The 16,741-nt window shown below is 71.9% G+C and carries 18 protein-coding genes; 4 read left to right on the forward strand and 14 right to left on the reverse strand.

The window, feature by feature from the left end:
• Positions 1 to 38 precede the first annotated feature (38 nt).
• Positions 39 to 1,514 carry an APC family permease gene (locus BM424_RS16175; protein WP_093418520.1) on the forward strand — a complete coding sequence of 492 codons (1,476 nt, stop codon included), beginning with the start codon at positions 39 to 41 and terminating at the stop codon, positions 1,512 to 1,514.
• Between the two features lie 56 nt (positions 1,515 to 1,570).
• Here the strand turns inward: BM424_RS16175 and BM424_RS16180 are convergent, their stop codons facing one another.
• The 4 genes from BM424_RS16180 to BM424_RS16195 form a co-directional block, all read right to left on the reverse strand.
• Positions 1,571 to 1,783: a hypothetical protein gene (locus tag BM424_RS16180; protein ID WP_093418523.1), complete on the reverse strand. Its 213-nt coding sequence runs from the start codon at positions 1,781 to 1,783 to the stop codon at positions 1,571 to 1,573.
• 258 nt (positions 1,784 to 2,041) lie between these two features.
• Positions 2,042 to 2,677, reverse strand: coding sequence for a LutC/YkgG family protein (locus BM424_RS16185; RefSeq protein WP_093418525.1), 636 nt, complete (start codon positions 2,675 to 2,677; stop codon positions 2,042 to 2,044).
• Positions 2,674 to 4,116 (reverse strand): LutB/LldF family L-lactate oxidation iron-sulfur protein, encoded by a 1,443-nt coding sequence (locus BM424_RS16190; RefSeq protein WP_093419262.1) that lies wholly within the window; start codon positions 4,114 to 4,116, stop codon positions 2,674 to 2,676. Before BM424_RS16190 ends, BM424_RS16185 begins: the two co-directional genes overlap by 4 nt.
• A gap of 17 nt (positions 4,117 to 4,133) precedes the next feature.
• A complete protein-coding gene (locus BM424_RS16195) occupies positions 4,134 to 4,868 on the reverse strand; it encodes a (Fe-S)-binding protein (RefSeq protein WP_093418527.1) in 735 nt (244 codons plus the stop codon).
• A 143-nt stretch (positions 4,869 to 5,011) separates the two neighbouring features.
• Between BM424_RS16195 and BM424_RS16200 the strand changes: the two genes are divergently transcribed.
• Positions 5,012 to 5,767, forward strand: a complete 756-nt coding sequence (locus tag BM424_RS16200; protein WP_093418529.1) for a FadR/GntR family transcriptional regulator — start codon at positions 5,012 to 5,014, stop codon at positions 5,765 to 5,767.
• A 2-nt stretch (positions 5,768 to 5,769) separates the two neighbouring features.
• On the opposite strand, the gene BM424_RS16205 is transcribed toward BM424_RS16200, so the two are convergent.
• From BM424_RS16205 to BM424_RS16245, 9 genes are all read right to left on the reverse strand, one after another.
• Positions 5,770 to 6,570, reverse strand: coding sequence for an IclR family transcriptional regulator (locus BM424_RS16205; protein WP_093418531.1), 801 nt, complete (start codon positions 6,568 to 6,570; stop codon positions 5,770 to 5,772).
• Positions 6,571 to 6,608: 38 nt separating this feature from the next.
• A complete protein-coding gene (gene pcaC / locus BM424_RS16210; protein ID WP_217649734.1) occupies positions 6,609 to 6,992 on the reverse strand; it encodes a 4-carboxymuconolactone decarboxylase in 384 nt (127 codons plus the stop codon).
• Entirely contained in the window at positions 6,989 to 7,747 is a 759-nt protein-coding gene (pcaD, locus tag BM424_RS16215; protein WP_093418533.1) for a 3-oxoadipate enol-lactonase, read from the reverse strand. Before pcaD ends, pcaC begins: the two co-directional genes overlap by 4 nt.
• Positions 7,744 to 9,060: a 3-carboxy-cis,cis-muconate cycloisomerase gene (gene pcaB / locus BM424_RS16220; protein WP_093418536.1), complete on the reverse strand. Its 1,317-nt coding sequence runs from the start codon at positions 9,058 to 9,060 to the stop codon at positions 7,744 to 7,746. The genes pcaD and pcaB overlap by 4 nt, the downstream gene beginning before the upstream one ends.
• A 38-nt stretch (positions 9,061 to 9,098) precedes the next feature.
• Complete coding sequence (gene pcaG / locus BM424_RS16225; RefSeq protein WP_093418539.1) at positions 9,099 to 9,659, reverse strand: protocatechuate 3,4-dioxygenase subunit alpha; 561 nt, start codon at positions 9,657 to 9,659, stop codon at positions 9,099 to 9,101.
• The gene (pcaH, locus tag BM424_RS16230; RefSeq protein ID WP_093418541.1) at positions 9,659 to 10,411 is read right to left on the reverse strand and encodes a protocatechuate 3,4-dioxygenase subunit beta; all 753 of its coding nucleotides are present in this window, start codon (positions 10,409 to 10,411) and stop codon (positions 9,659 to 9,661) included. The genes pcaG and pcaH overlap by 1 nt, the downstream gene beginning before the upstream one ends.
• A 39-nt stretch (positions 10,412 to 10,450) precedes the next feature.
• On the reverse strand, positions 10,451 to 11,206 hold the full coding sequence (locus BM424_RS16235; protein ID WP_093418543.1) for a CoA-transferase subunit beta: 756 nt from the start codon (positions 11,204 to 11,206) through the stop codon (positions 10,451 to 10,453).
• Entirely contained in the window at positions 11,203 to 12,024 is an 822-nt protein-coding gene (locus BM424_RS16240) for a CoA transferase subunit A (RefSeq protein WP_093419267.1), read from the reverse strand. Before BM424_RS16240 ends, BM424_RS16235 begins: the two co-directional genes overlap by 4 nt.
• Positions 12,025 to 12,138: 114 nt before the next feature.
• Entirely contained in the window at positions 12,139 to 12,624 is a 486-nt protein-coding gene (locus BM424_RS16245) for an NUDIX domain-containing protein (RefSeq protein ID WP_093418546.1), read from the reverse strand.
• A 206-nt stretch (positions 12,625 to 12,830) separates the two neighbouring features.
• Between BM424_RS16245 and BM424_RS16250 the strand changes: the two genes are divergently transcribed.
• Positions 12,831 to 14,276 (forward strand): Nramp family divalent metal transporter, encoded by a 1,446-nt coding sequence (locus BM424_RS16250; protein ID WP_245775890.1) that lies wholly within the window; start codon positions 12,831 to 12,833, stop codon positions 14,274 to 14,276.
• On the opposite strand, the gene BM424_RS16255 is transcribed toward BM424_RS16250, so the two are convergent.
• Complete coding sequence (locus tag BM424_RS16255; RefSeq protein ID WP_093418548.1) at positions 14,273 to 15,220, reverse strand: DUF3048 domain-containing protein; 948 nt, start codon at positions 15,218 to 15,220, stop codon at positions 14,273 to 14,275. The genes BM424_RS16250 and BM424_RS16255 overlap by 4 nt on opposite strands.
• 187 nt (positions 15,221 to 15,407) lie before the next feature.
• Here BM424_RS16255 and BM424_RS16260 point away from each other — a divergent pair, with 187 nt between their 5' ends.
• Entirely contained in the window at positions 15,408 to 16,733 is a 1,326-nt protein-coding gene (locus BM424_RS16260) for a carboxypeptidase regulatory-like domain-containing protein (RefSeq protein WP_245775891.1), read from the forward strand.
• Positions 16,734 to 16,741 lie beyond the last annotated feature (8 nt).

Below are 16,741 nucleotides of genomic sequence, written 5' to 3' on the forward strand. Positions count from 1 at the left end.
GAAGCACCGGCACTGAACCGAGCACTAGGAGCGTGAGAGTGCCCCCATCGAAGGTGGCGGCGACGCTGTCCGGAACCCGGATGGGCGTGCTGTCGATCGTGTTCTTCACCGTGGCCGCCGGAGCACCGGCCACCATCGTCGGCGGTCTGGCCACCAGCGGGTTCGCGGTCGCGGCCACCCCCGGACTGCCGCTGGGCTACCTGGTGATGGCGCTGATCGTGGGCGTGTTCGCGATCGGCTACGTGACCATGTCGCGGCACGTCGACAACGCGGGCGCCTTCTACGCCTACATCGCCAAGGGCCTGGGCCGTGCCACCGGAGCCGGGGCGGGCGCCGTGGCGGTGGTGTCCTACCTGCTGATCCTCGGCGGCCTGGTCGGCGGTTTCGGCGTCGGCGCCGCCGATCTGACCCACCGGCTCACCGGCACCACCCCGGCCTGGTGGTGGTGCTCGGCGGCGGCGATCGCGCTGGTGGCCTCGCTCGGGCTGCAGCGCATCGACGTCAACGGGCGGGTGCTGGCGCTGCTGCTGCTCGCCGAGGTGAGCGTGCTCGTGGTCTACGACGTGGCGTTCGTGGTGGCCCCGGGCGGGCAGGGCCGGGTCTTCGACGCGCTGGACCCGTCGGTGCTGCTGACCGGGTCGGCCGGGGCGATCCTGCTGATCGCCTTCACCGGCTTCATCGGCTTCGCCAACCTCACCGTGCTGGCCCGCGAGGCCCGCGACCCGAGCACCGTCATCCGCGCCGCGGCCATCTCGCTGCTGGTGATCGGCGGGTTGTTCTCCGCGTCGACCTGGGCGATCACGGTGGCGACCGGGCCCGGTTCGGTGGTGGCCGCCGCCGACCGCGACTCCACCCGGCTGCTGTTCACCCTGGCCGCCGAGCGGCTGCCCGCCGCGCTGGTCGACCTGGGCAGCGCCCTGTACCTGACGTCGTTGTTCGCCGCGGCGCTGGCCTTCCACCACGTGTGCGCCCGCTACCTGTTCTCGCTCGGCCTGGAGGGCGTCGGCGCCCGCTGGTGGGTGCGCACCAGCGCCCGCACCGGCGCTCCCGTGGCCGGGTCGCTCGTGGCCACCACGGTCAGCGCCGTCGCCGTGGCCGGCACCGCGCTGCTGGAGCTGGACCCGGCGGTGCACCTGTTCTTCTGGGGCGCGACGACCGGTGCGCTCGGCGTGCTGCTGCTGGTGCTGCTGACCTCGCTGGCGGTCGTCGGGTTCTTCCGCCGCACCGGCGGGCACGGCCACGGCGCCTGGCCCACGACCATCGCCCCGGCGCTGGCCTCAGCGCTGCTGGCGCTGGCGCTGGTGGCGGCGGTGCTGTCCTACCCCTCGACGCTGGGCCTGGCGCCCGGGCACCTGCTGGGCTGGCTGGTGCCCTCGGGTCTGGCACTGGTCTTCGCCGCCGGGACGGCGTGGGGGATGCTGCTCAAGCGCGCGAAACCCGAGGTGTACGCGCGGATCGGGGCGGGCGCGCGGGCCACGGTCATGCGCAGCCCGGAGGCCTCCGCCCGGAGGTGAGGGGGTGACGACCGGCAGGGCACCCGGCTCCGTGCCCTGCCGCGGCCGCCGGGGTGTCAGGTTTCGGCACCCACGTAGCGGAACTCCCAGGTTCCATCACCGTGCTTGGCGGAGCGCTCGTAGATCAGCCGAGGCGGCACGGCCTCGGGATTGCGAACGCGCGCGGGCAAGGTGATGCGCGGGATCGGTTTGCCCGATGAGTCGGCCGAGACGGTCAGCTCCTGACCGTCCTGCGGCCCACCGCGGAGCCGGACCCGGATGTCTGGCACGGCGACCCCTTTCCTTCTCCCATGGACGCGTGGACAACGACATCGCCTAGGACCGCGCCCCCGGCGCACCGGTTCCCGCCGTCACTTGATCGTGTGGGTGGGACGAGCGGCCGATCTTCCCGATCGAGGGAGCTCGCGGCGGAACCGCCTGTGAGAAGCGATGGATGAACCTAGCACGGACGGTGCGCCCGACCTCCACCGCAGGGGCCGTCGCATCCGGCGCCCACGTCACCCTCTCGACGGCGGTGACCGCCGGGCTCAGAGCGACGGGGCGACCAGCACGTGCAGCGTCCGGGGGCCGTGCACGCCCTCGACCCGGTTGAGCTCGATGTCGCTGGTGGCCGACGGGCCGCTGATGAACGTCGTCGGCCGCGCCGGGTCCACTCCGGACAGCGCGGCCGGGACGTCGTCGGCCACCTGCTGCTCGGTCACCACGCACACGTGCAGGTCCGGCACCAGCGTGACCGCGCGGCGCCCCTGGCCCGGCCCGTGGTCCAGCACGATCGTGCCGGTCGAGGCGATGCCCACCGCAGCCGTGGTGATCACCGCGTCGACCTGCTCCAACACCGCTGTCGATGCCGCCGGGTCGACCAGCTCGAACTCCTCGCCCAGCGCCGACGACCACGCCTGTGGTGCCCCGTCCGGGACGAGCAGCCGCCGCGCACCTGCGTCCCGCGCGATCCCGGCGATCCGGGAGACCACCTCGTCGGCGGCCACCCGGTCCACGGTGGCCTGGTAGTCGGCGACCGCCTCGCAGAACGCCGACACGAGGTCCGCCTGCGGGCGCGCCGACCGGTAGTCGCGGGGCACCGCCGACAGGGGAGTGCGCTCGGTGTCGCGCAGCGCCCGGCGCACCCGGCCCAGCACCGCCTCACGCGCCGACTCCGCCTTCATCGCCCGCCTCCTCGCTCGTCCTCACCGCGCGTGCGCTGCCACCACGAGCGGAACGACTCCTGCGCGGGAGCCGGGGCGTCCCGCGCGTCGGTCCAGCCCGACAGCGGACCCGGCAACCGGCCGATCGTGCCGCGCCGCCCGATCAGCTTCCGGCTCCACGACGCCACCTTCTGCACCGCCGCCAGCCGCTTCGCATCGCCCAGCACCCACGAGGCCAGGCCCATCAGCGCGTCCAGCGGCCTGTTCCGCGCCCCCGAGCGCTCCTCGACCACCCGAGTCCGCAGGTGCACCAGCAGATCCGGGATGTCGATGGCCACCGGGCACACGTCGTAGCACGCCCCGCACAGCGACGAGGCGTACGGCAGCGACCTGTCCACTTCGGACGTCGTGCCGCGCAGCTGCGGCGTCAGCACCGCCCCGATCGGACCGGGGTACACCGAGCCGTAGGCGTGCCCGCCGGTGCGCTCGTAGACCGGGCACACGTTCAGGCAGGCTGAGCAGCGGATGCAGCGCAGGGCCTGGCGCCCCACCTCGTCGGCCAGCGCGTCGGTGCGCCCGTTGTCCAGCAGCACCACGTGGAACTCCTGCGGGCCGTCGCCTGCCGTGACACCGGTCCACGTCGAGGTGTAGGGGTTCATCCGCTCGCCGGTGCTCGACCGCGGCAGCAGCTGCAGGAACACCTCCAGGTCCCGCCAGCTCGGCACCAGCTTCTCGATGCCCACCACGCTGATCAGCGTCTCCGGCAGCGTCAGGCACATCCGCCCGTTGCCCTCGGACTCGACCACCACCAGCGTGCCGGTGTCGGCGACCGCGAAGTTCGCGCCCGAGACCGCGACCTTGGCCCGCAGGAACTTCTCCCGCAGGTGCCGCCGCGCCGCCTCGGCCAGCCGCGCGGGCTCGTCGGTGAGGTCCTCGGGCGCCGGGGTGCCGACGGTGCCCATCTCGCGGCGGAAGATCTCCCGGATCTCCGCGCGGTTGCGGTGGATCGCGGGCACCAGGATGTGGCTGGGCTCGTCGTGTCCCAACTGGACGATCAACTCGGCCAGATCCGTTTCCCACGCGTCGATCCCGGCCTCGGCCAGCGCCTCGTTGAGCTCGATCTCCTGGGTGGCCATCGACTTGACCTTCACGACCTCCCGCTCGCCGGTCGCCCGCACCAGGTCGGTGACGATCCGGTTGGCCTCGGCGGCGTCGCGCGCCCAGTGCACCGTGCCCCCGGCCTCGGTCACCGCGGACTCGAACCGCTCCAGGTAGGTGTCCAGGTGCGACAGCGTGTGCGCCTTGATCGCCGCGCCTGCCTCGCGCAGCTGCGCCCAGTCGTCGAGCTCGCCGACCACCCCGGCCCGCTTGCGGCGGATCGTGGCGGTGGCGTTGGCCAGGTTGTGCCGCAGCTGCGAGTTGGCCAGCTCGCGCTTCGCCGCGGTCGGGAACGAGGGCATGCCCAGGTCGGTGGCGCTCACCGCTGCTCTCCTTCCGTCGAGGCCAGGATCTCGGCCAGGTGCAGCACCCGGATGCCCGAGCGCTGCCGCGACAGCAGGCCGCCGATGTGCATCAGGCACGAGGAGTCCCCGGCGCAGAGCACCTCCGCGCCGGTCTCGCGCACGTGGCGGGCCTTGTCGGCGCCCATCGCCACCGACACGTCGGGGTTCTTCAGCGCGAACGTGCCGCCGAACCCGCAGCACTGCTCGGACGCCGGCAGCTCCACCAGGTCCAGCGAGCGCACCGCGCGCAGCAGCCGCAGCGGGCGCTCGCCGACGCGCAGCAGCCGCGCCGAGTGGCAGGTGGGGTGGTAGGTGACCCGGTGCGGGAAGTAGGCGCCCACGTCGGTCACGCCCAGCACGTCGACCAGGAACTCCGAGAGCTCGTGCACCTTCGGCGCGGTGCGCTCCACCGCGCGGGTCAGCGCCCGGTCGCCGTCGGCGACCTGCGCGTGCTGGTGGCGCACCGAGGCCACGCACGAGCCCGACGGCGCCACGACCGCGTCGTAACCGGCGAAGGCCTCCACGAACGTCCGCACGGATGACCGCGCCTGCTTGCGGTAGCCGGTGTTGGTGTGCATCTGGCCGCAGCAGGTCTGCGCGGCGGGGAAGTCGACCTCGCAGCCCAGCCGCTCCAGGAGTCGCACCGTCGCCTTCGGCGCCTCCGGGAACAGCGTGTCGCCGAGGCAGGTCGCGAACAGGGCCACCCTCATGCGCGCATCACCGAGTCCTCTCCGTCCTCGCCGGAATCCTCGCGCACCGAACGCCGCGACACCCGACTTGTCGACCATTCTATGGTCGGACCACACGGGGCACTTACCCTGGGGATCACCGACGGCGCGTGAAGGGGACCCGAGTGGCCGGATTCGAAGCGGACGCGGGCGACGCCGAGTGGCGCCCGGTCACCCGCACCCGCACCTACGAGCTGGTCATCGACCGCGTCGAGGAGCAGATCATCACCGGCGCGGTCAAGGTCGGCGACCGGCTGCCCGCCGAGCGCGACCTCGCCAAGATGCTCGGCGTCAGCCGCGCGGCCGTGCGCGAGGCCTTCCGCGCCCTGGAGGCCCAAGGCGTGCTGCGCATGGGCGTGGGCACCGGGCCCGACTCCGGCACCACCGTCGCGGCCATGCCCAGCCAGGCCCTGACCCGGCTGCTGCGGCTGCACGTGGCGCTGGCCAACTTCCCCGTCGCCGACGTCGTGCGCGCCCGCATCATGCTCGAACGCGAGAGCGCGCGGCGCGCCGCCACCCGCGCGCACCCCGACGAGCTGGCCCGGCTCGCCGAACTGCTCGACGAGATGGACTCGCCCGACTGCGACCGGGCCCGGTTCAACGACCTCGACACCGAGTTCCACGTGCGCATCGCCGAAGCCGGCGGCAACCGCCTCGTCGCCGACATGACCATCGCGATCCGCGAGTCGCTGCGCCGCCCGCTGCTGGCCGCCTTCGACGCCCTCGGCGACGACTGGGATCGGATCGCCGAGGAACTCCGCGCCGACCACCGCGCGATCCACCAGGCCCTGCGCGACGGCGACGCCGACGCCGCCGAGGAGCGCACCGAAGCCCACATCCGAGCGTTCTACCGCCACGGCTGGGCCCAAGACGACCTGTGAAGCTAGCGGACCACGGCGCGGGATTGGGGGGAGACCGCGAGGTCTCCGGCGATGCGCTCGGCGGTGGCCAGGAGCGGGGGCAGCAGGTCCTGCTCGGCGGCTTCGCGGGTGGTGCGGCTGGCGTGCGAGGAGATGTTCACCGCCGCCACCGCCCGGCCGTAGCGGTCCCGGATGGGGGCCGCGATCGAGCGCAGCCCGGCCTCCAGCTCCTGGTCGACCAGCGCCCAGCCCTGCCCGCGCACCCGCTCCAGCTCCGCCTGCAGGTCCTCCCGGGCGGTGATCGTGTGCGGCCCCAGCGGCGCGAGATCGACCTGGTCGAGGTGCGCGCGGAGCTTGTCCTCGGGCAGGTCGGCCAGCATCACCCGGCCCATCGACGTGGCGTAGGCGGGGAAGCGGGTGCCGATGTTGATCGAGACCGTCATGATCCGCGAGGTGGGAACGCGCGCCACGTAGACGATGTCGGTCCCGTCGAGCACCGACACCGACGCCGACTCGTGCACCTCGGAGACCAGCCCCTCCAGGTGCGGCTGGGCGATCTCCGGCAGCGACACGCTCGACAGGTACGAGAACCCCAGCTCCAGCACCCGCGGCGTCAGCGCGAACACCCGCCCGTCGGTCCACACGTAGCCCAAACCGACCAGGGTGTGCAGGAACCGGCGGGCCGCCGCGCGCGACAGGTCCGTCGCGCGGGCGACCTCCGAGAGCGTCATCTCCGGGCTCGACTCGCTGAACGCGCGAATCACCGCGAGCCCCCGCGCCAGCGACTGCACGTAGCCGCTGCTGGTGTCGGCCTCGGACTCCATCGGTGATCCCCTCGTCGGCGGAACGGCCTCGGATGAAACTACTCCGTCTGCTCCTCGCTCAGGATCGTATTGGCGATGCCGAACGCGGTGTTGGCGCGGGGCACGCCCGCGTAGATCGCCACGTGCATCAGCACCTCCTTGATCCGCTCGGGCTCCAGCCCGTTGCGGCGGGCCGCCCGCACGTGCATCGCGAACTCGTCCTCGCACCCGGTGGCGGCCAGGATCGCCAGGGTCAGCATGCTGCGGGTGGGCCGGTCGACGCCGTCGCCGGTCCACACCTCGCCCCACGCGTAGCGGGTGATGAAGTCCTGGAACCCCTCGGTGAAGTCGGTCTTGCGGGCGTTCGCGCGATCGACGTGCGCGTCGCCGAGGACCTCGCGCCGCACCCGCATTCCCGCGTCGTAGCGGCTCTCGTCGCTCACGCGGCACCCCCGAACAGCTCCAGCAGCAACCGGTTCACGGTCTCCGGCTGCTCGGCGTTGGCGAGGTGCGCGGCCGAGGGCACCACCTCCACGCGAGCGCCGGGCACGTCCGCGGCGATGCGCTCGGCGTGCGACGGGGGAGTGGCCGGGTCCTCGGCGCCGGCGATCGCCAGCGTCGGGGCGGTGATGCCGCCGAGCCCGCCGAGGAGATCCATCTCGGCGATGGCCTCGCAGCAGCCCGCGTAGCCCTCGGGGTCGGCGCTGAGGATCATGTCGGTGAACTTCTCCCGGATCGCGGGGTTCCCGGTCGCGGCCGGGGTGAACCAGCGCGGCAGCGAGGACTCCACCATCGCCGCCATCCCGTTCGCCCGCACCGTCGCCGCCCGCTCCGACCAGGACGGGCCGCCCAGGTCCGCCGAGGTGCAGATCAGCGCCAGCGAGGCGATGCGCTTTGGGGCGTTCTCGCCCAGCCACATCCCGGTCATGCCGCCCAGCGACACCCCGGCGAAGTGGACCCGGTCGATGCCCAGCCGGTCCAGCAGCTCCAGCACGTCGCCGCCGAGATCGGCCAGCGAGTACGGGCCCGGCTCGGCCTTCGTGCCGCCGTGCCCGCGCTGGTCGTAGCGCAGCACGCGGAAGCGCTCGCGCAACGCCGGGACCTGCTCGTCCCACAGGCGCAGGTCGGTTCCCAGCGAGTTGGACAGCACCACGACCGGAGCCCCCTCGGGCCCGGTCAGCTCGTGGTTGACGTTCACCGCTCCTCCATTCCGGTGTGTGCGGCCAAAGCCCGATCGATGAATGCCGACGCCGAGCCCAGGTAGTCGGCCGCCGAGGTCGCCGCGATCACGTCGTCGGCCGAGAGCACCTGCCGCACCCGGGGTTCGGCCAGCAGCGCGGCGCGCAGCGTGCCCCCGTCCTCGACGGTCCTCCGGCACAGCTCGGCGACGAGCTCCTGGGCCTCGGTGCGGCCCAGCGCGCCCATGAGACGCCCGGCGGCGTTCTCCGCGAGCACCAGACCTCCGGTGAGGTCGAGGTTCGCGGCCATCCGGTCCGGGTGAACCCGCAAGCCCTCCAACAACTCCCGCGTCCGCCGCGCCGCGCCCGCCGCCAGCCGCAGCAGCTCGGTCAGCGGTTCCCACTCCGACTGCCACGCCCCGGCGGCCCGCTCGTAGGACTGCGGCATCGCCGACAGCAGCGTCGCCACCAGCCCCGGAACCCGCTGCGTCGCAGCGGTGATGAGCACCGAGGTGGCCGGGTTCTGCTTGTGCGGCATCGCCGACGACCCGCCCGGCCTGCCCTCGGTGAGCTCGCCGACCTCGGTCTGCGCGTGCAGCTCCACGTCCAGCGCGATCTTGCCCAGCACCCCGCACGCCGCGCCGATCGCGCCCGCCAGCTCGGCGATCCGGGAGCGGTCGGTGTGCCACGGCAGCACCGGCTCGGCCAGCCCCAGCCGCTCGGCGACCCCGCCCAGCACCTCGGTGCCGCTCGCCCCCAGCGACGCCAGCGTGCCCGCCGCGCCGCCGAACTGGACCGCCGGGCGCACCCGCCGCAGCCCGGTGATCGCCTCGTCCAGCGCGGTCAGCCAGCCGGCGCAGCGCAACCCGAACGTCGTCGGCAGCGCCTGCTGCAGCAGCGATCGCGCGATCAGCACCGTCCCGCGATGCTCCTCGGCCAGCTGCGCGCACCGCCGCGCCGCCGCCAGCAGGTCCTCCACGACCGGCTCCAGCACGTCGCGCACCAGCAGCATCGCCGCGGTGTCGATGACGTCCTGGCTGGTCGCGCCCCGGTGCACGTGCGGCCGCGACGCCGGCGAGACCGCGGCCGTGAGGTCCTTGACCAGCGCGATCACCGGTGTCGCCGAGGCCGCCGCGCGCTCACCGATCGAGGCCGCGTCGAACAGCTCCGCGCGGCAGTGCGCCGCGATGTCCTCGGCCGCCTCGGCCGGAACGATCCCGGCCTTGGCCTGCGCGGCAGCCAGCGCCGCCTCGAAGTCCAGCATCGCCTGCAGCCAGGCCGTCTCCCCGGTGCGCTCGGTGGCCTCCGGGGTGCTGAACATCGGACCGAACACACCCGACTCCTTCGCTCTCCAGTGGACTGACCGCCCCATCAGACCGCGAAGAACACCGTTTCGCCATCGCCCTGCAGGCGGATGTCGAACCGCAGCCCCTCGGCGTCGGCGGCGGCGATCAGCGTGTCGCGCCGCTCGGCGGGCACCGTCGGCAGCACCGGGTCGGTGTCGTTGGCGGCCTCGCCCGGGAAGTACACGCGGGTCACCACGCGGTTGAGCATCCCCCGCGCCAGCACGGTCACGTCGATGTGCGGCGCCTCGGTCCGGCCGTCCGGCGTCGGCAGCACGCCCGGTTTGACCGTGCGGAACCGGAAGCGGCCCTCGGTGTCGGTGGGGCAGCGGCCGAACCCCTGCCAGCCGGAGGAGTCCGGGCGCGGGTCGTCGGGGTGATCGAAGCGGCCCCGCTCGTCGGCCTGCCAGATCTCGATCACGCCGTCCGGGACCGGATCGCCGTTGCCGTCGCGGAGAACGCCGTGCAGCACGAACGCGCCCTCGCGGTCGGCGGGCACCAGCTCGGGCCCGTCGTCCCACAGGATCCCGTCCGGCAGGGCGTAGAACGGGCCGACCGTCTGCGACGGGGTGGTGGCGGGAACACCCATCAGTCGTCGTCCTCCTCTTCCTCGTCCTCGAACACGGTGGCCTGCGGGCCGCGCAGCACGATGTCCCACTTGAAGCTCAACGCCCACTCGGGAACCGTGGAGTCCAGGTCGAAGCGGGAGATCATCCGCTGCCGCGCCTTCTCGTCGCGCACCGAGTTGAAGATCGGGTCCTGGTAGAACAGCGGATCGCCCGGGAAGTACATCTGGGTGATCAGCCGCTGCGTGAACGCCTGCCCGAACAGCGAGAAGTGGATGTGCGCCGGGCGCCACGCGTTGTCGTGGTTGCGCCACGGGTAGGCGCCCGGCTTGATGGTGATGAACCGGTAGTTGCCCTCGGAGTCGGTCATGCACCGGCCGGTGCCGGAGAAGTTCGGGTCCAGCGGCGCCGGATGCCGGTCGCCCTGGTGCAGGTAGCGCCCCGCCGAGTTGGCCTGCCAGATCTCCACCAGCGTGTTCGGCACGGGTTTGCCGGACGAGTCCAGCACCTTGCCGCTGACGATGATCCGCTCGCCCAGCGGCTCGCCGTCGTGCTGGACGGTCAGGTCGTGGTCGTGCTCGCCGCACCGGTCCTGCCCCAGCAGCGGGCCGGTGACCTCGGTGAGGTTCTGCGGCAGGTACTGCAACGGCTGCTTCGGGTGCCGCAGCGCCGACGACCGGTACTCGGGCGAGTCCAGCGGCGGGTGCGAACCGTCGTCCGGCAGGTACTCCGGCAGGATGAGACCGGAATCGGACCGAGTCTCATGAACAGTCATAAGAGGACTCCTCGAACGGCTTTGTTCTGCTGGCGACGCCTAGACCGTAGCTTTGAGCGCGCGGAGGACTTCCAGCTCCTTTTCACTGGGTGGATCCTGGGCCCCGAGGTCGTCGGCGACCTTGAGGTCCCAGCCCGCGGCTTCCCGGGCCTGCTCGACGGTGGAGCCGGGGCTGAGCTCGGTGAGCGTGAGCTCGCAGGTCTCGGGATCCGGGCGCAGCACGCCGAGATCGGTGATGACCTTGACCGGGCCCCTGCCGCGCAGGCCCAGCTCCTCCCGGTCGCCCTTGCCGGTGCCGTAGCCCAGCGAGGTCACGAAGTCCACGCGGTCGACGAAGCTGCGGGGGCTCATCCGCATCACGATGAGCACCTCGCGGCAGGAGGCCGCGATCTCCGGGGCGCCGCCCGCGCCGGGCAGCCGCACCTTGGGGTTGCGGTAGTCGCCGCCGATGACGGTGGTGTTGATGTTGCCGAACTTGTCGACCTGCGCGCCGCCGAGGAAGCCGATGTCGATGCGGCCCGGCTGCAACCAGTAGTTGAAGATCTCCGGCACGCTGATCACCGAGTCGGCGGTGTCGGCCAGCACGCCGTCGCCGATGGACAGCGGCAGCCGGTCGGGCTTGGCGCCCAGGGTGCCCGACTCGTAGATCAGCACCAGGTTCGGGGCGTGCGTGCGGCGCGCCAGGTTGGCCGCGGTGCTGGGCAGGCCGATGCCCACGAAGCACTTGGCGCCGTCCTCCAGCGACCGGGCGGCCCCGACCGTCATCATCTCGTCGGAGGTGAACTCCAGGCTCATCGCGCGCTCCTCTCCGCACCCAGGACCTCGGTGGCCAGCCACTGCTCGAAGCGCTCGCGGTCCCGGCCGATCGGGTCCCAGTCCTGGTAGTAGCCGTTGTCGCGTTCGTAGTAGCCCTGCGCGTAGGACGGGTGCGCGCCGCGCGGCACCTCGGCGACGGCGGTGACCACCCACTGCGGCAGCACCACGGCCCCCGGCACCGGTTCGAGCTCGTCGACGACCTCCTCGACGGTCACCAGCGACCGCGCCGAGGCCAGCACCGTCTCCTTCTGCACGCCGGTGATGCCCCACATCTGCACGTTGCCGGCCCGGTCGGCGCGCTGCGCGTGGATGATGCCCACGTCCGGGTTGACCGCCGGGACGGCGGTGAGGCGCTCGCCGGTGAACGGGCACTCGATCGGTTTGATCGTCTCGGTCTGGCCGTGCAGATCGGTGCCGGTGTAGCCGCGCAGCACCGCGAACGGCAGCCCGGCGGCCCCGGCCGCGTAGCGGTTGGCCATGCCCGCGTGGCTGTGCTCCTCGATCTCCAGCGGCACCGGCCAGGAGTTCTGGATGGCGTCGCGGAAGCGGTGCAGCGAGCCGACTCCGGGGTTGCCGCCCCAGGAGAAGATCAGCTTGCGCGCGCAGCCGGCGCCGATCATCTGGTCGTAGACGATGTCGGGCGTCATGCGGATCAGCGTCAGGTCCGTGCGGCCCTGCCGGATGATCTCGTGTCCGGCGGCGACCGGGATGAGATGCGTGAATCCCTCCAGCGCGACCGTGTCGCCGTCGTGGACGAGCTCCGCGACGGCCTCGCGAAGGCTCAGGATGCGTGCCACCCCGACCACCCCTCGTTGTTCGCATAGTGAACAGATGTGCTGCATGCGAACGATAGGGGAGACAGGTCGTCCCGGTCAAGGGTGGTTTCGCCTGGTCGAAGCCGCTTCGGCTGTTCAGAGCTCGCCGGTCGGCGGCAGGCCTTCGGCGGGCAGGCCCAGCACCTGCACGGCGGCTTCGGCCGCGCAGGTGGCCTGCAGGTAGCCGGTCTCGCCCCAGGCCAGCAGGTCGCCGGCCTTGCTCGGGTGCACCAGCAGCCGCCGGTAGGTGCGGCCGCTGTCCGGGTCCGGTGCGGCCGGGTAGGCGCAGGAGATCACCGCGGCCATCCGGACCTGGGCATAGGGGGAGATGCCGTCGTCGACGCACTGGTAGCCGAGGTAGTGCGGCTCGTCGATGTCGACGGTGACCTCTTCCATCGTCTCGCGCCGCAGGATGTCGGCGTAGGCGATCTCTCCCGGCTCCGGCCGGCCGCCGGGCAGCGTGTGCTTGCTGCCGTCGAGGCGGATCAGCAGCCTGCCGTCGGGGACGAACAGGAACCCGTACACCTGCCGCACCGCCAGGCCCGCCGGAACGGGGTCGGTGTGCCAGGAGAACTTGGGCATCGGTGCGGGTCCCTTCGCCACGGTGTCAGAAAAGATCACTTTACCGGAGACCGGCCTGACCGCACCGGCATTCGACCGGGTGTTTCCGCAGCGCACGGGTTTCGATTCGGACATTCGGGATGGATCCAGTCGTGTGAGCTGGTTCACAACACCCTGCCGGGTTGCTACACCTGATCGGCCGTATCCGCTCCAGCCCAGGAGGCACCGTGGCCGTCCAGGACCGAGAGAGACCGGAAGCAGGGGCCATCGCCCGTGAACTGCCCAGCGGATTCCTTCCCCCGGCGAGGTACCGGGATCTGCCCGAACCGCGCCGGTTCCGGCAGATCTTCGGCGCCAGCATCATCCTCACCGCCACCGCGATCGGTTCCGGCGAGTTCGTGCTGTGGCCCTACATCACCAGCCAGGTCGGCCTCGTTCTCATGTGGACGGCCGTGCTCGGCTTCTTCATGCAGTACATCCTCAACATGGAGATCGAGCGGTACACGCTGGCCACCGGCGAAACCGCGGTCACCGGCTTCACCCGGATCTGGCCGCCGCTGGGCGTGCTCATCACCGTCATCGCGATCATCCCGAACCTCTGGCCCGGCTGGGCGACCGGCGCGGCGACGATCGTGACCTACGTGGCCGGTGCGGGATCACCGGTGCCGATCGCGATCGTGGCGATGGTGGCCATCGGGTCGGCCCTCACCCTGTCCAAGGTGGTCTACAAGACCGTGGAACGCGTCGAGATGGTGCTGGTGGGCGGCATCGCGGTGTTCCTGGTGGTGGCGCTGTTCGTCGGTACCGGCCTGTCGGACTGGGCCGCCTTCGGTGCCAGCTTCGCCCACGTCGGCCAGCTGCCGCCGATGGAGGAGGTCGGCGGTGTGGCCGCGCTGCTGGGCGCGATCGCCTTCGCCGGGGCCGGCGGCGGCAACAACCTGGTGCAGAGCAACTGGGTGCGCGACAAGCGGATGGGCATGGGGCGGTTCATGCCTCGGGTGACCTCGCCGTTCACCGGCGCGGAGGAGGCCGCGGCCGGGACCGGGCACATGTTCCTCGACAACGACGACAACCGCCGCCGCTGGAAGGGCTGGTGGAAGGTCGCCAACGTCGAGCAGTTCGGCACCTTCTTCCTGCTCGGCTGCGGAACCCTGGTGATCATGTCGGTGCTGGCCTACGCCACGGTCTTCGGCCGCCCGCTGCCCGAGGACGACTTCGACTTCATCAAGGCCGAGGGCGAGGTCTTCGGACAGAACTTCGGGCCCTGGTTCCAGATGGCCCTCTGGTGCGCGGGCGCGATCGCGCTGTTCTCCACCCAGCTGGGCATCATGGACTGGGTGAGCCGGCTGACCGCCGACACCGTCAAGGTCACGTTCTTCCGCGACAGCACCAAGGTCACCGAGAGCCGCGTCTACTTCGCGGTGATCTGGCTGATGATCGTCGCCGGGTCGGCGATCCTGCTGTCGGGCACCGACCAGCCGCTGGCGCTGATCCTGATCTCCTCGTCGGCGGGCGGCGTGGTGATGTTCCTGTACTCGATGCTGCTGATCGTCACCAACCGCCGCTTCCTGCCGCGGGTCATCCGCCTCGGCGGCTGGCGCCTGGTGATGATGTGCGTCGCGGTGGTCTTCTACGGCTACTTCTCCGTCGCCCTGCTCATCGACCAGTTCTAGTTCGGGTCCAGCACGATCCAGACCTGGCCGGCCGCCACCGGGAGTGGTGCGCCGGCCTGGTCGGTGTAGGTGGTGGGGGCTTCGGGGGAGGGGCGGTTCCAGGTCCCTTCGAAGCTCTTGCCGTCGCGCAGCACGAGCACCTGGCCGCTGCCGACGGTCTCGGCGACCGGGGAGGTGTTGCCCGCCGCGTCGCGCACCACCGACTCGTGGGTGCGGACCTTCTGGATGATCACCGTGGACACGCCCAGGCGGCCGCTGTTGACCGCGGCGTAGGGGTCGCCGTCCATCGAGATCATCCAGCGCCCATTGTCGTGGTTGAAGAAGAACCCGGCCGCGGCGGCGGTGTAGCGGACCTCGTAGCGCTCGGTGGGCGTGCCCCCGGCGGGGGCGTCGCCGATGGTCGGGCGGGCGGCTCCCGCCCAGGGCTGCCCGGGCGGCAGCTTGGTGGAGTCGACGAACAGGTTGTGCGGCACCGGGCGGGTGTCGTCGCGCGAGTAGGCGTCGGGCACGTGGGCGTCGGAGGCGTCGGTGAGCGGAGCGGCGGCGATCGTGGGCAGCACCTCGGGCGCGGCGCCGGAGTAGGCCAGGGTCGGGTGGCCGTACTGCGGCAGGATCTCGGCGTCGGTCTCGCGGGCGCTGCGCACCGGGCCGATGGTGGTGGGCTTGTGCGTGGCGAACAGGGCCAGGATGCGGCTCAGCCCGCCTTCGACGGGTTCGAGGTAGACCACGTCGGCGGCCTCCAGGCCCACCGGGGGACGTCCCTCGGCCGCGTTGTCGATCTTGACGGCCACCACCGGCGGGCCGTCCGGAGCTCCGGCGCCGCCCTGCTGGTCCGAGGTGACGCCGCCGCCCTGGGGTGGTGGCGGTGCCGGTTGGCACGCGCCGGCGGCCGCGAGCGCGAGCACGGCCAGCGCGGCGGAGAACGTGCGTGAGCGGTTGCGCATGGTGCCGCGAGCTCCTTCCCCCCGCAGCTGAGGCTACGGATCTGGAAAGAATTCGCATTTCGATCGAGGGTGATGGGCATCAAGCGGAGCATTATCCGGAATAAGTTAGGCTGGCTAATGGTTGTTCAAGTCAACCGTCTCCGGGTCCGTCGCGCGGGCACACCCGTGCCGAGAAGAAGGAGGTTCCTTGACCGAGCCACAGCCACCCTCCACGGTGCGCACGCTGGTCAACACCCTGTGGTTCCCCGCGTTCTTCATCTGCGGGTTCATGCTCTGCTACCTGCTGCCGCTGCACGCCCCGAAACCCCACGACATGTCCGTCGTGGTCGTCGGTGACCAGGCCGCTCACCAGCTCGCCACCAGCTTCGAGGCGAAGATGCCCGGAGGCTTCGACATCTCGGCGGTCCCCGACGAGGCCGGCGCGCGCAACGCCATCACCCAGCGCGAGGCCGTCGCCGGGTACGACCCGCAGACCGGCGAGCTGCTCTACGCCAAGGCCAACGGATCGGCGCTGATGATGATCCTGCAGCAGATCTTCACCCCGATCGCCTCGGCCTCCGGCCACCACCTCGTGCTCACCGACCTGGCGCCCTCGGCGCCCGGCGACGTCATGGGCACCGGCCTGCTCTACTGCCTGCTGGCGATGAACATCCCGCCCTACGTGACGGTGATGATGCTGCTGCGCGCCGAACTGCGCACCCGCCAGAAGCTCGCCGCGCTCGTCGGCGTCGGCGCCTTCGCCGCCGTCGTCTGCTACAGCGCCGCGCTGTCGATGGGCGTCATCTACAACGACCCGCTGCTGCTGGTCGTCGGGTTCCTGCTCACCCAGGCCGTCGGGTGGACCACCTTCGGGCTGGTGCCGTTCGTCAAGCAGTTCCTGCCCGGCGTGGCCATGGGCACCTTCGTGCTGCTGAGCATGCCCTCCTCCAGCGGTGCCATCCCGAAGGAGCTCGTGCCGCCGTTCTTCCAGGCGCTGCACCCGTTCCTGCCGCTGGGGCAAGCCGTCGACGCCATGCGCGGCATCCTCTACTTCGACGGCGTCGGGGCGCCGCGCGCCATCCTCGGCCTGTGCTGCTGGTGCGCGTTCGGCGTCGCTCTGGTCGGCGGGCACCAGTGGTGGGTGCGCCGCAAGGCCGGCACCGACCCGGAGGTGGTCACCACCGCGGGCACCTACGAGCACGAGGACGACGGCGACGTGATCGTCGACCCGATCCTGGAGGCGCCGAAACCCCGCAAGCACCGCACCCTCGCGGGTACCGTGCGCGACGAGCGCGGGACCCCGATCCCCGGCGCGATCCTCACCATGACCGACCAGTCCGGCCAGCAGCTGGCCCGCGTGGTCGCCTCCACCGGCGGCGAGTACGAGGTCCACGACCTGCCGGAGGGGTTCGTGACGGTGGTCGTGTCCGCGCAGGGGCGCGAACCGGCCGTGGACCGGGTCGCCGTCCGCAGCGGCCGCGTCGGCGACCGGGACTTCGCGCTGCGGGACGAGCGAGTGACGGCGAGGAGGTAGCACCGTGT

This window comes from Saccharopolyspora flava, from assembly GCF_900116135.1.
GTDB classification, from domain to species: Bacteria; Actinomycetota; Actinomycetes; order Mycobacteriales; family Pseudonocardiaceae; genus Saccharopolyspora; species Saccharopolyspora flava.

Coding starts and splice junctions, on each gene's coding strand:
- BM424_RS16205 (WP_093418531.1), bottom strand. CDS start 6,570: ATGGAGTCCGAGGCCGACACCAGCAGCGGCTACGTGCAGTCGCTGGCG.
- BM424_RS16195 (WP_093418527.1), bottom strand. CDS start 4,868: ATGAGGGTGGCCCTGTTCGCGACCTGCCTCGGCGACACGCTGTTCCCG.
- BM424_RS16245 (WP_093418546.1), bottom strand. CDS start 12,624: ATGCCCAAGTTCTCCTGGCACACCGACCCCGTTCCGGCGGGCCTGGCG.
- BM424_RS16255 (WP_093418548.1), bottom strand. CDS start 15,220: ATGCGCAACCGCTCACGCACGTTCTCCGCCGCGCTGGCCGTGCTCGCG.
- pcaH (WP_093418541.1), bottom strand. CDS start 10,411: ATGACTGTTCATGAGACTCGGTCCGATTCCGGTCTCATCCTGCCGGAG.
- BM424_RS16185 (WP_093418525.1), bottom strand. CDS start 2,677: ATGAAGGCGGAGTCGGCGCGTGAGGCGGTGCTGGGCCGGGTGCGCCGG.
- pcaG (WP_093418539.1), bottom strand. CDS start 9,659: ATGGGTGTTCCCGCCACCACCCCGTCGCAGACGGTCGGCCCGTTCTAC.
- BM424_RS16190 (WP_093419262.1), bottom strand. CDS start 4,116: ATGCCCTCGTTCCCGACCGCGGCGAAGCGCGAGCTGGCCAACTCGCAG.
- BM424_RS16235 (WP_093418543.1), bottom strand. CDS start 11,206: ATGAGCCTGGAGTTCACCTCCGACGAGATGATGACGGTCGGGGCCGCC.